Annotated in this window: 13 protein-coding genes and 1 pseudogene; 5 read left to right on the plus strand and 9 right to left on the minus strand. The window is 54.5% G+C overall.

Features of this window, described 5'->3' with window-relative positions:
- Positions 1–104: 104 nt before the first annotated feature.
- From ACR3E2_RS08290 to ACR3E2_RS08310, 5 genes and pseudogenes are all read left to right on the plus strand, one after another.
- Entirely contained in the window at positions 105–1,517 is a 1,413-nt protein-coding gene (locus ACR3E2_RS08290) for an amidohydrolase family protein (protein ID WP_480492711.1), read from the plus strand.
- A gap of 26 nt (positions 1,518–1,543) precedes the next feature.
- Positions 1,544–2,308 (plus strand): DUF3299 domain-containing protein, encoded by a 765-nt coding sequence (locus ACR3E2_RS08295; protein ID WP_480484537.1) that lies wholly within the window; start codon positions 1,544–1,546, stop codon positions 2,306–2,308.
- Complete coding sequence (locus tag ACR3E2_RS08300) at positions 2,305–3,483, plus strand: carbohydrate porin (RefSeq protein WP_480484538.1); 1,179 nt, start codon at positions 2,305–2,307, stop codon at positions 3,481–3,483. The genes ACR3E2_RS08295 and ACR3E2_RS08300 overlap by 4 nt, the downstream gene beginning before the upstream one ends.
- A gap of 114 nt (positions 3,484–3,597) precedes the next feature.
- Entirely contained in the window at positions 3,598–3,978 is a 381-nt protein-coding gene (locus tag ACR3E2_RS08305) for a hypothetical protein (protein ID WP_170337130.1), read from the plus strand.
- 328 nt (positions 3,979–4,306) lie between these two features.
- A pseudogene (locus tag ACR3E2_RS08310) lies at positions 4,307–5,689 on the plus strand (IS3 family transposase).
- Between the two features lie 36 nt (positions 5,690–5,725).
- On the opposite strand, the gene ACR3E2_RS08315 reads toward ACR3E2_RS08310, so the two are convergent.
- From ACR3E2_RS08315 to ACR3E2_RS08355, 9 genes are all read right to left on the minus strand, one after another.
- Positions 5,726–6,613 carry a GAF domain-containing protein gene (locus ACR3E2_RS08315; protein WP_480484412.1) on the minus strand — a complete coding sequence of 296 codons (888 nt, stop codon included), beginning with the start codon at positions 6,611–6,613 and terminating at the stop codon, positions 5,726–5,728.
- A 122-nt stretch (positions 6,614–6,735) separates the two neighbouring features.
- The gene (locus ACR3E2_RS08320; protein ID WP_480484411.1) at positions 6,736–6,921 is read right to left on the minus strand and encodes a hypothetical protein; all 186 of its coding nucleotides are present in this window, start codon (positions 6,919–6,921) and stop codon (positions 6,736–6,738) included.
- Positions 6,922–7,008: 87 nt separating this feature from the next.
- Entirely contained in the window at positions 7,009–8,058 is a 1,050-nt protein-coding gene (locus ACR3E2_RS08325; RefSeq protein ID WP_480484410.1) for a nuclear transport factor 2 family protein, read from the minus strand.
- Positions 8,059–8,226: 168 nt separating this feature from the next.
- Entirely contained in the window at positions 8,227–9,174 is a 948-nt protein-coding gene (locus ACR3E2_RS08330) for a haloalkane dehalogenase (protein ID WP_480484409.1), read from the minus strand.
- A 387-nt stretch (positions 9,175–9,561) separates the two neighbouring features.
- On the minus strand, positions 9,562–11,079 hold the full coding sequence (locus tag ACR3E2_RS08335) for an aldehyde dehydrogenase family protein (RefSeq protein WP_170463253.1): 1,518 nt from the start codon (positions 11,077–11,079) through the stop codon (positions 9,562–9,564).
- A 34-nt stretch (positions 11,080–11,113) separates the two neighbouring features.
- Complete coding sequence (locus tag ACR3E2_RS08340) at positions 11,114–11,458, minus strand: cupin domain-containing protein (RefSeq protein WP_170463252.1); 345 nt, start codon at positions 11,456–11,458, stop codon at positions 11,114–11,116.
- Positions 11,455–11,820 carry a cupin domain-containing protein gene (locus ACR3E2_RS08345; RefSeq protein ID WP_170463251.1) on the minus strand — a complete coding sequence of 122 codons (366 nt, stop codon included), beginning with the start codon at positions 11,818–11,820 and terminating at the stop codon, positions 11,455–11,457. Before ACR3E2_RS08345 ends, ACR3E2_RS08340 begins: the two co-directional genes overlap by 4 nt.
- Positions 11,817–13,103, minus strand: coding sequence for a glycosyltransferase (locus tag ACR3E2_RS08350; RefSeq protein WP_480484408.1), 1,287 nt, complete (start codon positions 13,101–13,103; stop codon positions 11,817–11,819). Before ACR3E2_RS08350 ends, ACR3E2_RS08345 begins: the two co-directional genes overlap by 4 nt.
- Before the next feature lie 24 nt (positions 13,104–13,127).
- Positions 13,128–14,141, minus strand: a complete 1,014-nt coding sequence (locus tag ACR3E2_RS08355) for an ABC transporter ATP-binding protein (protein ID WP_480484407.1) — start codon at positions 14,139–14,141, stop codon at positions 13,128–13,130.
- Positions 14,142–14,169: the final 28 nt, after the last annotated feature.

A 14,169-nucleotide genomic window follows, 5' to 3' on the forward strand; every position in this document is an offset into this window, starting at 1 on the left:
TTAGCTTTAAGAAGTGGCCATTTTTGCAGTCACATTCGTACATCCTAATTCAAAAGGGGCAACCGAGCCAATGAATTCCAGACTATAGTTGGCAAAACATGAATATGAAGGGAGTACTTATGTCCGGCTTACGAATGTCTCTTTGCTCGACGGCAATTGTCGCGGCAGTTCTTTCTTTTTCGGCGACCGCGCAGGCTCAGGATCAAGAAGAACCCCAAACGCTGTTTACCAACGTGCATGTCTTCGACGGTGTGAATGAGCAACGCATTGAAAATGCCAGTGTTCTGGTCGAGGGCAATCTGATCAAGTCCGTCTCAACTGATGCGATCGATGCCCCCAATGCGGAGGTGATCGATGGCGGCGGTAGGACACTCACACCGGGCTTCATCGAGCTTCACGCACACCTCATGCTCATGGGACCGTCTATCGCTTCCATGGAAACGAACTCGACCTGGGAGGATTTTGGCATCCATGGAACCAGGATGGCCGAGATGTACCTGATGCAAGGATTTACGACTGTAAGAGATGCTGGCGGCGCCAACGGCGGTCTGCGGAGGGCCATCGACGCCGGACAGATCGTCGGTCCACGTCACTATGCGTCAGGCGCGTTCCTCGGGACACGCGGCGGCCACGCTGACTTCGCATCCTTCACCTCGCCGCCGGGCGGACAGACCAACTTCGGTAATCTGAACATGGCGCAACAAGTCAGCGGTGTCGATGATGTCTACCTGTATGGTCGTAATAACATGCGCATGGGGGCGACACAGCTGAAATTCATGCAGTCGGGTGGGGTGATCTCGGCGTTTGACCCATGGCAGTTGCTCGCCGGCTCCAAGGAAGAAATCGAAGCTGCCGTTCAGGTTGCCAACGAATACGGCACCTATGTCATGGCGCATTCTTACCGCAAGGAAGCAATCATGAACGCCCTTGAGGCCGGTGTAATGTCCATTGAACACGGCTTCTCCTTCGATTGCGAGATTGCCGAGATTATGAACGAGAAAGGGGCTTACATAACGACTAACCTCACGGCTTTTGATCCGGGTTTGTTGGATATCCCATCGGTCAAGAACGAGCCCAAGAGCCTCGCGAAAGCGATATCGGCGTCCGCGACTTTCGCGAACTACATTCCGAATATGAAGGAATGCCCGGTAAAACGCGGCTTTCAGACCGATTGCGTGGGATCAGTGGAAGCATGCAACATCCAGATTGCTTATGAAAAACATCTCAATAACGAGTTCTTCGGACCGTACCAGTCGATGGTGACACTTACGTCAATCGGCGGTGAGGTCGTAGCATTGTCAGGCGATTTCTCGAACCCTTACACATCTGGCAAGCTCGGTGTGATCGAGGAAGGCGCCTATGCGGATATCCTGCTGATCGACGGCAATCCGCTCGAAGATTTCTCGGTGGTTGGTACGGGTGATCAATGGTTTGGGGCCGACCCGAGGCCTGAAAGCCCAGAAACAATCCGCCTGATCATGAAGGACGGTGTGATCTACAAAAACACACTGGATTGACCAGATAAAGCAGCCGGAGAGCATTCATGCGAAATTGGTTTTGCTCCGCAGTATTCGCAGGGTTGGTTTTGTGCGGTTATGATGCTGCGGCGACGCCTGGAACCGCGTTGGACTGGGCAGACCTGCCAGATCCGTCTGCGCAGGTCTTTGATGACCCCTATCGTGATCTCAGCCCCGAACAGTTCGACGATGTTCTTTTCGTTGTGCGTATACGCGGCAGGTTGCAGCAGGAGGTTGGCAGCGCCGAAGAACGGCAGAAATGGCAATTGCTTTTAGCAGAGACCGAAGACGCCTTGGTGTCAGACGGAATTGACGTCGACTGGTTACTCGATCAGCGCGAGGTTGTGACTGAACGTCGAAGAAAGGCTGGAACGAGCGGAAACCCGCAATTCGACGGCAGAACAATCACACTCGCGGGCTTTGCCATTCCTGCTCCAAGCGATCCGGACGGCCGGCCTGTGGCGTATTTGGTGCCAGAAAGAGGGATGTGCAGCCACATGCCTCCACCTCCGCCTAACCAGATGATCCGTGTGCGGTTGAACGGGGACTGGGCGCCCCGCTATTTCCATGAACCCGTTCGGCTGACGGGCATGCTGACTATCGATCCTTCTGTTCAGAATATGATGGTTGTGGATGGTCTCATGCCTATGAATGCGACTTTCCAGCTAGAGACAGAACGTGTCGAAACTCTGGAAACCGAGGCAGACAGGTTGGAATGGAAGCAGCGTGCTGCTGATCGCATCCGCGCGGCGGGAAATCGCAAGACCGGTGGGGCACAGGCGTCAAAATGATAAGACTTCTGGTTGCCGCATCGAGCATTGCCTTCGCTGGCGCCGCGTCGGCTCAGGGACTATCCGGTCCATCTTCGGTCGAAGCTGATCTAGAGCCCGGAGATGGCCTGACCGACCCACAATACCGTTCCAATTTTCCACGCAACATCGCGCCGGGTTGGTTTCAGTGGAAAGACCGACTGGCTGAGGGTGGGTTTCAGTTCAATATTGACTACTTGGCACTGGGCCAAACCACGAATGCTGATTTGGGAACCGGCGAAGCGGCCAGCGGAATTGCACGATTCTACGGGAATTGGCAGGCGACTGAACGGGGCTCTGTAACATTCAAGATCGAAGACCGGCACAGTTACACGGACGTTGCCCCACAGTTTCTCGGGCTGGATGGCGGAGCCCTTTCGATCACAGGGACAGCCTTCAACGATAATGGTCTGCTGCTGACCAATCTGTTCTGGACCCAAAGGGCCGAGAACGGTTCTTGGACGCTGCAAGTCGGCCAGATTGATGTAACAGACTTTGTGGATATCTATGGGTTGGTAAGCCCCTACAGTGGTTTCCAGAACCTGTCTTTCAACACCAACCCGACAATCAACGCGCCCAACCAAGGCCTTGGTGTTGCCGGTGGGGTAAAGCTGAGCGAGAACCTTTACGCCGTTGCCAGCGTCTCAGACGCAAACGCCGACCCGTCTGATCCAAACTTTGATGTGTTTAGCGACGGCAATCTCTTCAAATCACTCGAACTTGGTTACACTTCCGGTTATGATCGCATCTACTTCGACAACATCCACCTGACCCTCTGGCATGCGGATGCGGCTGACGATGGCAGTCGAGCGGAAGATTACGGCGCAGCGTTTTCCGCCGCATGGTTTGTTGACAATAGGTGGATGCCGTTCTTTCGGGCTGGGGCCTCGAAGGGGGCCGCAGCGCTTTATGATCGGTCTGTTTCTGCCGGTTTGGGCTACTATGGTCGCAATACCGATCTGGCCGGACTGGGCCTGAACTGGGCCGAGGCAAGAGGCATAGACGGTGGACAATTCACACTGGAAGCCTTCTACCGCTTTTCAATCTCGCCTGGGCTACAGATCACGCCATCGGTACAATTCATTTCCGACCCGCTTCTAAATCCCGATCAGGACCGGATTACCCTGTTCGGTCTAAGAACCCGGATCGTTTTCTAATGCGGGGTGAAGGCAGTCACTAAGGGGTGTGCCAAAGGGCAACTAAGAGAGATCAAGCGCGTGCCGGAATTTTCAACGCCGGTCGAATGAAGTTGGGAAGCAAAGGAACAATCTATGAAGATTGCATACGGAATTCTTGCAGCCTTAGCAGTTGTGTTTTTCATCCTTGGAGGCAGCGATGCCCATGCCAAAGACAACAAGGGTAAAAAGCCGAACAAGGGGGGCAAGAACGGTGATGTCAGCATTCAGATAGAAGACAAACCCGGCAAAGGCCCAAAAGCTGTACCACCTGGACAGATCAAGCGCTACACGCGCGGTGCCAAGCTCCCATCTGACCTGGAGTTCGAGGATATTGGGGACCTTTCCAAATGGAAGCTTGGGGAGCCGGGCAAAGGAAACCGCTACATTCTGGTCGATGACGAAGTCCTCGAAGTTACGAATGACCTGTCTACCGTGGTCGATGCCGTCGGCATCGTCGGTGATCTTCTAAATTAGGCGAAAGTACGATGTTTCAGGGCAAGAACTACCTCGTTTGCCCTGACGCTGGCCGGGGCGATCATTTGTGAACCCCGGCCCAAGTTCAAAACCCGGATCCGAGGCGCTACGATGATAAAGGCCCTTCTTGTTCTTTTTGCGCTTGCTACCTTTTCGTCAGCACGCGCCCTACTCGCTCAGGAAAACGGTGCAACTGAAGTCCCGCAAACAATACGCTTTGAGGGCTATGTATAGCCCAGTCGCTGTCCGCCATCAGCACCCATGGAACAGACTAGGTTGATTGCGTAGCGGAGGATTTCAGGCTCATCGTAACCATCAGAGAGTGGAGATGAGAATGAAATCCGGGAAACAGAAAGCGTCAGCAGAGAGAGTTGTCAAAGACATCCGCAGGAAGACACGGCGCCAGCATTCGGCAGAGGAGAAGATCCGTATTGTGTTGGATGGGCTTCGTGGTGAAGACAGCATAGCGGAGCTGTGTCGCCGTGAAGGAATAGCTACGAGCCTGTATTACAGCTGGTCGAAAGAGTTCCTTGAGGCCGGTAAGAAGCGGTTGGCTGGCGATACCGCACGCCAGGCTACCAGCTCTGAGGTGAAGGATTTGAGAGCGGAATCGTCGGCGCTGAAAGAGTCGCCGACCTGACCCTTGAGAACCGGCTGCTCAAAAAGCATGTTCGAGGATGGGGGAGACGACGAATGAGATATCTGTCACCCAACAGTCGCTGCTTGCAGCGATGAGAGGGCAACATCCGAAAAGCTTGAGATCATTCGGCTGGTTGACGGTTCGCACCTGCCGATCAAACGCACACTGGAAAAGCTCGGCATTCCCAGAACGACCTTCTACCGCTGGTACGACAGGTATCTGTCTTTCGGCGAGGCCGGGCTTGAGGATCGCCATTCCCGGCCAGGTAGGGTTTGGAACCGCATCCCCGACAAGGTGCGCAAGCAGATCGTGGAACTGGCTCTGGAAGAACCCGAGTTATCGCCCCGCGAGCTTGCGGTGCGGTTCACCGACACCAGGCGCTACTTCGTTTCTGAGGCCAGTGTTTACAGGCTTCTGAAGGCACAAGATCTGATCACTAGCCCAGCCTGCATCACCATCAAAGCGGCGGATGAATTCCATGAGAAGACTGTGCGGCCGAACCAGCTTTGGCAGACCGACTTCACCTATCTCAAAGTCATCGGTTGGGGCTGGTTCTACCTGTCTACGATCCTGGATGATTACAGCCGTTACGTTGTCTCTTGGCGCCTTTGCACCACGATGAAAGCTGACGATGTCACAGGAACGCTGGAAGACGCTTTGGCTGCATCAGGTTGTGACAGTGTCACCGTTGCCCACAAGCCCCGGCTGCTCAGCGACAACGGCAGCAGTTACATCTCTGGCGAGTTGGCGAAATGGCTGGATGAGCAGGGTATGGATCATGTTCGGGGAGCGCCCAACCATCCGCAGACCCAGGGCAAGATTGAGCGATGGCATCAGACGATGAAGAACCGTGTCCTGCTGGAAAACTACTATCTGCCAGGAGCGCTCGAACAGGCCATCGGCGACTTCATCAATCACTACAACCACAACCGATACCACGAGAGCATCAGCAATCTGACACCCGCCGATGTCTATTTCGGTCGAGCCGAAACAATCCTCAGACGCAGAAAGGAAATCAAACACCAGACAATCCAGAAACGCCGCTTGCTGCATCATCAGAACGCGGCGTAGATTGAAACTGCGGCGAGCCTGATCCTCCTAAGCCAATCAAACGCTCGTGTTCCAAATCATTCGATGACGGACATCTTCGCCCGGTTTCAACTTCAGAAACCGAGCACCAGCATTTGCTATGAGTTCAAGATGTGTTCCCTCTTTATTGAGCATCGCCAAAGCCGACATATCCACATCGCACAAACGCAATACGCTGTTGAGGATTGTATCGAACACAGGTTTTTCATCGTCGCGGGAACGGCTAATCACTTCGAGAACTTCTCGTGTCGCAGACTCGCGTTCAAGCCGGGTCTGAATTTCGTGAAATTGACGCACGTTCTCAATTGCGATCACGGCTTGCTCAGCAAACGTCTGAGCGAGCGACACCTCTGACGGATTGAAAGGACTGATCTCTCGCCGAAACAGAGTTAAACATCCTATTCCGGCGCCGTCCTTGATTAATGGAGCAAAAAGTACACTTCGGATGTTTGAAGTATCGACCATGGAACGGACAATAGGACTGCCATTTTTGTAAAGTTCGCTTGTTCCCATATCGTCGAATGCAACAAGACGACCATCAATGATTGATCGCGCCGCGTAGGACAAGTCTCTGTCCATACGCATCTGCCCACTCTCAAACAAATCGACTGCTGCTTGGAACATACCATTGTGAGCGGCCAGCGTCTGCGCGTTGTCATCTGCAGTACCCAAAACCAGCCTCGCAAACGGCGCATTGCAGAGCTTGCAAGCGTGGTCGAGGATCGCATCAAAGACAGGTTTTTCGTCTTCACGGCTCTGGCTGATGACTTCAAGAATGCTCCGTGTAGCCGCCTCTCTTTGTTGTCCGCGCGCGAGATCACTCAGCAGACTTTCTCGATCTAATCCCCCTCGCGAGCCCCGCGCGCCCATCTCAACCACCTCTTTACGCTTGTCGAATTTAACCATGTAGGACTTCGCATGCCAAACAAATGCACCAACGCTGCCAATCAACGACGGGTCCAAATGCGAATGAGCATTTGTCCAGGATCTGCCAGTTCGACCCTACCAACTAAAATGAGAGTCTCCATTCAACATCGCGCGCCAGGATGAGCGCTTCCAGCGTGGGCTTGATCCACACCGAAATTATGCAAATGGCGGGCGACGATCTGTGCCGTGCGCGTTTCGGTAAAGCCAATTTCCGGATGAGCATGCAGGTCCTGTAAAATCGCGGTCAAATCTTCGGCAGTGTCTGCAATGGTGAGAAGAACATTCAAGCCAAAATCTCTTTTATATGCGCTTCTGTTGCCGAATGAGCCTGGGCAAGGATGGCGGATTACCATTTTTGGCTGGGAGGCCAGTTCTTAGGTGGTTCTTTGCCAATCGAGTTTAAGTATTGAGTGCTCCCCATCCAGACCCTTTAGCGGAATTGTCATCGGGTCGCGAAAAAGAAACTCATTCGACCCGCCAACCATAATCCGCGTGGCGTCTGACACACAGATATCACTTGGCGCAGCAAGCGACGCGATGCGAGCGGCTTTGTTTACCACTGTTCCGAAGTGATCGGCGTCAGAGGTAATCACTTCGCCGGTATGCAAACCAATTCGAACTTGCAGTTTCGGTTCGGCAGTTTCAGCTGCGTTGGCGCGCTGAATATTCTGAGCCGCTAACAGGGCGGCCCTCGCAGACCCGAAAGTAGACATTACACCATCACCAAGCGATTTCACCAATTGCCCACCGCTATCGACGATATGGGTCTCGACCAGCTTTAGGTGCCTGCGCACAGAATCGGTCCAGAGTGTGTCCCCTATCGTTTCAGCGATCGTCGTGCTGTCGGCGATATCTGTGAACATGACAGTCGCAATACCGCTTTGACCAAGTTCGTATGGGGTGGACAGGGCGGCATCGAGAAGTTCCTCAAAACCTTTTGCCTCGTACCCGAAGCCTTCAACGTTGTTGACGGGAATTGAGTTGTGAACATGCACGATTTTCCAGGAACCCTTGTCAAGTTTCAAAATGACGGTGGAGCGCAATTGCGCGGATTGTCCCGTTTCAATCGCGTCGATGGTTGCCTTCCATTCCACCCAGCCAAGAGATCCGCATTCAAAACCACGCAGTTCATCCGGGCGCCACTGAAACCGTGGAACCTCCTGAATATACTGCGCCATGCCACGACGTAGCGCATCATCCCGCCACGCCTCATCCTCGTCAGAGCCAAAATAGGACAACGCTGGATCGTCAGAGAAAAGATGTGCGACCGTTTCGCCGTCGCCGCGACCGTACGCTTTGATCCAACGTTCCACTATGGCGGCAAGTTCTGGCGAAGGGCATATCCGGTCTGTCATCAAGTGAATGATAGCAACTACAGCGTCTTGCGCATAGCACTCTAAAAATAGAGAACCGGTGAAAACCAAATGCAGCAGCAGCGCGGAAAGCCGCGGCTAGCGCAACAGATAACCCATGGTATCAAAGCACTCAGAATTTTCGACGTCACGCAAAGATCACTTTCGAGATAACTGCATCTGGCGGCTTTTTCCGTGTTTTGTCTATTCATGCTGCGGTCTGCACGAAGTTCCCAATTCTCAACCCTTAGGCCGAATGAGATGTCCTCCATCTTCCCATGCAGACAAGCCCGCGCGAGCAACTTGTTCTCCGTTGGTCTCCTGAACGAAGTGACCTGCGTCTGGCAACATCAGAGGTGGGCGGACTACGCCCAATATTTCGTGCATGCGTTTCATCAGCCTCGGCGGGATCAGAACATCTGCTTCTCCTATCGCCATGAAGCTGTCGCCCGACCAGTCAGTTTTCCACCATGCCGCTGCACGTCGCGACACATCAACGCCCTCCATGTCGGGTTCGGTCATTACCAGCGACGGGAACTTCCGCACGCCGCCCCGATAACGCGCGTCCGGGAAAGGGGCGGCGTAAGCGGCCGCAACTTCATCACTCATGCCGGGCACGTATTTTTGAAACAATGCGGCCACGTCATAGTCCGGTTGAGTTCGGTGGAATTCCCTCCAGGCATCGAATCCTTCGCTGCTACCGCCACCCAAGCCAAGAACTGTGTTCATAACCAATAGCCGATTGAAGCGATCAGGCATGTCTGGTGGAATGGTAAGACCAAGAAGCCCACCCCAATCCTGTACAACGAGTGTAATTCCTTTGAGATCGAGCGTTTCAATCAACTCGATCAAGCTCTGTCGGTGAAATGTGAAAGTGTAGCAATTGTCTTGGATAGGTTTGTCAGACCGGCCGAAACCGAACAGGTCAGGAACGACAACTCGGGCGCCAGTCTCGAGAAAGACCGGGATCATATGCCGATACAAAAAACTCCATGAAGGCTGCCCATGAAGGCACAAGAACACCCGCTCTGCATCCTGCGGACCTTCGTCTATTCTTGCCATCCGCAGGCCTTCATACCCGGCCAACTGATCTTCGTACTGAGGATGCCAGGCGAAATCAGGCAGGTTTAGAAAACGATCGTCTGGCGTACGTACTGCGTCAATAGGTGACAATCCTGTTCCCTGCATTTCTATTTCTGTTGGCTAAAATTGCATCTTTCAGCGTAATCTCACAAGCTGACATGGCAATTCACGAATGAATGGCAACTTCGTCCACGACCTGCTCGTTGCCTTCGAAATCTTCGCCGCGCGCAGCACAGATGGCCGGTTTGACCACTGCCATGCATCGAAGAAGTTTATGCACATGCCGAATCTTTCTCGCTGCGTGCGTGCGCAGCGAGAAAATCGAATTCACAGAATGGGCTCTCCTTGCACCTTCGCCGCTCGATGCACGAATGTATGCTATCGGGAAACACTACCATCCGCGTCATTGCCCGCAAATGGGTAAGACGCGGACAATCCTGCCGTTAGCTCATCTTCAGTTGTAGAGTCGATCAGGTCGCACCGATCATCACCCTAGCCGGTGTGCTTTCTCCCGCCCTGTACGTCATCTGAATAGAACCAGTCGTCGGGATATGGATACCACCAGTCCGCCTCCTTCGCCTTCGGATCAATCACGACCATCTTGGGTCGTCTGAAAGCCTCGAGGCCTTGAAGGCCTAGCGTACGCCCAAGCCCAGAATTCTTGACGCCGCCAAAAGGCAAGGCATCGTTGTCCACGAGCGGGTTGTTGACCCAGACCATCCCCACCTGTAGCTTGTTCACCCCTTGAAATGCCTCGTCCAAGTCGCCGGTAAACAGGCATCCGCCAAGACCGAATTGTGACGCGTTTGCCAGTTCAAGCGCTTGGTCAAAGTCGCTCACCCGAATGACCGAGGCGACTGGCCCAAAAACCTCTTCCTGAGTTAGCGCCATGTCCGTCGTCACGCCGGTCAGGATCGTTGGTTCGAAAAACCAACCCGGCCCGACGTGATCCGGGGTACCGCCTCCTACCTCAACCACCGCGCCTTTCTCAGTTGCATCGCGCACCAGACGCTCGACCTTGTCGCGTGCCTCCTTGGAGGCCAAAGGTCCGATTTCCGCCACCCCCATTCCGTCGCCGATGCGCAGTTTCCGGGTTCGGGTCACGAATTCATCGACAAAATCGTCGTACACGTCATCCACTACAAAAATCCGTTCAGACGATGTGCAAACCTGGCCCGACTGCAAAAATGCAGCGGTAACCGCCCCGGCAGCAGCGACCGCGATGTCGGCGTGTTTACTGACGATCAGTGGATCGCTTCCCCCAGCCTCGATCACTGCGGGTTTCAGGTTCTCCGCTGCGGCCACTGCGACTGCACGACCTGTCGGCACGGACCCTGTAAAAGCGACCACATGGGTTTTGGGGCTGGCAATCAGCTGTTTGCCCACGTCTGCACCACCCGGCAGGCAAGCAATCAGGTCTTGGGGCAACGCCCGAAAAAACTCCATGAACGCCATCGTGCACAAAGTTCCTGCAGGTGAGGCTTTCAACACTACACCGTTACCTGCCGCAAGTGATGCGGCCATCGACCAGCAGCCAAGAATGAGGGGGAAATTGTACGGAACCACATGCACGGACACGCCGTAGGGCTCGTATGTCTGATACTGAAAAGATCCAGTTTGCATCGTGCCGGCAATCTTGCCCGCGTCATTGCGCGCCATCTCGGCATAGTAGCGGAAAACCGGCGGGATGTTCGCAATCTCGCCGATCGATTCAGGGTAAGGTTTGCCCGTTTCCAATGTCATCAAGCGGGCGATCTCAGTCATGTCGCCGCTTTCGATGTCGTTGGCGATCTGGTGCAATACCCGCGCGCGAGATTTGCAGTCCATCGCGGACCACCTCCTTTGCGCCGCATTTACCCGGTCCAGGACCTGGTTCACGATCTGCGGCGACGGCTCACCAAAAACCCCGACGGGCTGCAAGGTAGACGGGTTGACCAGAGTGGTCCCACCACCCTCCAATGGCACATGCTTGGGGTTGAGGTAGTAGGTAGATTTGAACGGGTCACGCATTGGGCAGCCCCCTTGTTTGACAGGCATTGCGCCGTTAGCGGATCATGTACACTTTCTTGACCGTCTCGTGGACAGTGCAAACGCCTTTCCAGTCCTGCGGAAAAAAGGCCGCCGTATCGGGCGTAATCTCAATTACCTCGCCGCTTTCATGGATATAGGTACAGCGGCCTTCCAGAAAGTGGCAGAACTCGTCCTTGGTGACGTGACATTCCCACTTACCGGGAGTGCAGACCCAAAGGCCGCATTCGGACTGGCCGTCAGGCCCCTTGTGGATCAGCTTTCCCGAGGTGCGGGATTGCCCTTCAATCATCGTCGGGATTACCCCCCAATCGACAAGATCAGTCTGCTGGAGCGGGTTTTGCATACGTGGCGTGGTCATGTTTCAGGTTCGCGATCCGTTAGGTAGTAGGTGTTGCGCAATGTTTCCTCGACCGTGCATTCCCCTACCCAACCGGCGAGGAATAGTACGGCCGTTCCGGGCGTAACTTCGATGCTTTCGCCTGCATCCGACCGATAGACCGCGCGGCCCTGCACAAAATAGCAGAACTCGTCACGCGGTATCGTTAGGCGCCAGCGGCCTGGAGTGCAGACCCATGCGCCGATCTCCGGCCGGTTGTCAGGACCCTTGTGAACCAGCATACCCGATGAATGCGACTGGCCTTCAATCATGTCCGGCTGTAGCCCCCAGTCCGTGAGGTCGGTGCGGGTCGAGATTTCCGAAAGATGCGGGGCGCTGCTCATTCCGCGGCTTTCAGGATTTCGTCGAGAATGCCAGCTGCCTTGGTCGGGCCATGCCGTGACTGCATGTGAGCAGAGGTTGCCGCCATCTTCGCCTGCATTCCTGGATCGTTGATACATTTGTCGAGGGCAATAGCCAATTCATCATCGGTCCAGTCGTATCGGTGAAACCCGAACCCGTGGCCGGTTTCCTGAACACGGGTGGCGTTATCGTGGCCGTCCCAGACATAGGGCATAATGATTGCTGTTTTGCCGAAATATAGGCACTCTGTGAACGAGTTGTTACCGCCATGATGTATCACCGCGTCAACCTGCGGAATTACCGAAGGCTGGGGATACCAGCTCTGTATGTGCACGTTGTCGGGAATGTCTGTGTATTCGTCAATGTAATCCCCGACATTTACGAGCGCCCGGTAGGGCAACCTGGAAATGGTCGAAATGATCCTCTTTAGCAGGTCGGTGTCGCCTGCGCCAAGCGACCCGAAAGATACATAGAGAAGTGGTTTGTCATTGTTGGACTTAAACGTTGGCACCTCAAAGGGTTCTTCTTCGCGCACGCAACCTTCAAGATACTGAAACCGGTTTGGGTCCAGTGGGTTCTGCCGTTCGTACTTTGCCGGCTCGGGATAAAGCAGAAGGTTCATTGTGGGCGACGCTTCGAAAAACTCTCCAATCGGATAGGCGTCTTCGTTGCATCTGGCTAGGAACGCATTGTAGTCGTCGTGGATCGGCTTGATCACATCGTGGAACTTTGCCTCATAGGCCTCCATGCCCTCGCGGTCATCCACCCGACAGCCCGATAAGTGCGGCGGCACAATCGGGTCCGGGATTTCGTTTTCGGAACATGAGATGATCCGCACCCACGGTACGCCGAACTGCTTGATGGCTGGGAACATAATGACATTATCCACGCAGATCATATCTGGTTTGATTTTTGCCAATACCTCGGGCAGATCTTTTTGCGCCCATTTTGCGCTGTCGACGATCGCCTCCCAGCAATCCTTGACGTAGTTATCGATTTGGTCAATCGGGGCTTTGCGAAAATTTGGGATGTGACCGTTGATGAAATCCTCCCAGAACTTTGCCATCGCCTCGGGTTCCATCGGCTCGGACAGGGCAACAGGATGCGCCTCAAACCCATAACCTTCATATACCTCGACAAAGCCGGGATCGCTTAGAAATACAGCCTTATGGCCCAGTTTCTCGCAGGCCTGCGCGATGCCAACCGAATTCAGCGCAGGGCCAAAGGCAGCTTCGGGGAAGAAGGCGATGGTTTTCTGTGACATTGTAGGTCTCCGGTTAGATTTGGCTTAGCAGTTGGGAAGGATGCGGGAATGTTTCGCGTCCCATACGCAGTGGACATCCTGACCCGGCTGGATATTTTCACGGTCGGCTTGGCTGGCGGGAACGCGGGCGGAAAGGGTGCTCCTCCCACCGCGAACGCGCACATGCACACCCAGGTCTGATCCGTGATAGGCGACTTCTTCGACAGTACCTGGAAGGCAGTTGCGCCCATCTCGAGGGGCGGTCTGCATCAGGCTGACCCGTTCCGGGCGCACAGCAATCGTGGCAGCACCGCGCAGCTCGGAAACGCCCCTCAGCATTCCCGCCCCGTGGACATCGACACCGCCGTCGACGGCGTTACCATCCAGAAAGTTCATCACGCCTATAAAATCTGCAACAAAGCGCGATCCGGGGTGTTCGTAGAGCTCGTGAGGAGTACCGACCTGCGCCAGCTTACCATCATGCAAGACCGCGATCCGGTCGGCCATGACCAAGGCCTCTTCCTGGTCATGGGTCACAATTAGAAATGTAATCCCCACCTCGTGTTGCAACCGTTTGAGCTCCAGCTGCATCTCTTCTCGTAGTTTCTTGTCCAGAGCTGAAAGGGGCTCATCCAGCAACAGGACTTTTGGCCTTTTGACCAGCGCGCGCGCCAAAGCAACCCGCTGTCGCTGCCCACCAGAAAGCTGATCCGGCTTGCGCCCGGCAAATCCCGAAAGTTTCGCACTTTCCAGAACCTCGGCCACTCTCGTGGCAATTTCGTCCTTAGGCAATTTCTCCATTTCTAACCCATAGGCGATGTTTTTTTCGACGCTCATGTGCGGAAACAAGGCATAGGATTGGAACATCAGGTTCAGGGGCCGCCTGCTGGGACGTATGTTTGTCACGTTCTGCCCGGCAACGATTACCTGTCCTTCCTGTGGCGTTTCGAATCCCGCCAGCGTCCGCAATAGTGTGGTCTTGCCGCAGCCCGATGGGCCCAAAAGTGCAAAGAACTCGTTATCGCGAATATCCAGTGAAACATTGTCGATCGCGGTCACCAAACCGTATCGCTTGGTTATATTCCTG

The organism is Ruegeria sp. AL7 (assembly GCF_056536105.1).

What these genes read in the sequence shown, in the direction of transcription:
- ACR3E2_RS08290 (WP_480492711.1), top strand. Translation starts at nt 105, where the DNA reads ATGAAGGGAGTACTTATGTCCGGCTTACGAATGTCTCTTTGCTCGACG.
- ACR3E2_RS08295 (WP_480484537.1), top strand. Translation starts at nt 1,544, where the DNA reads ATGCGAAATTGGTTTTGCTCCGCAGTATTCGCAGGGTTGGTTTTGTGC.
- ACR3E2_RS08300 (WP_480484538.1), top strand. Translation starts at nt 2,305, where the DNA reads ATGATAAGACTTCTGGTTGCCGCATCGAGCATTGCCTTCGCTGGCGCC.
- ACR3E2_RS08305 (WP_170337130.1), top strand. Translation starts at nt 3,598, where the DNA reads ATGAAGATTGCATACGGAATTCTTGCAGCCTTAGCAGTTGTGTTTTTC.
- ACR3E2_RS08315 (WP_480484412.1), bottom strand. Translation starts at nt 6,613, where the DNA reads ATGGTTAAATTCGACAAGCGTAAAGAGGTGGTTGAGATGGGCGCGCGG.
- ACR3E2_RS08330 (WP_480484409.1), bottom strand. Translation starts at nt 9,174, where the DNA reads ATGCAGGGAACAGGATTGTCACCTATTGACGCAGTACGTACGCCAGAC.
- ACR3E2_RS08335 (WP_170463253.1), bottom strand. Translation starts at nt 11,079, where the DNA reads ATGCGTGACCCGTTCAAATCTACCTACTACCTCAACCCCAAGCATGTG.
- ACR3E2_RS08340 (WP_170463252.1), bottom strand. Translation starts at nt 11,458, where the DNA reads ATGACCACGCCACGTATGCAAAACCCGCTCCAGCAGACTGATCTTGTC.
- ACR3E2_RS08345 (WP_170463251.1), bottom strand. Translation starts at nt 11,820, where the DNA reads ATGAGCAGCGCCCCGCATCTTTCGGAAATCTCGACCCGCACCGACCTC.
- ACR3E2_RS08350 (WP_480484408.1), bottom strand. Translation starts at nt 13,103, where the DNA reads ATGTCACAGAAAACCATCGCCTTCTTCCCCGAAGCTGCCTTTGGCCCT.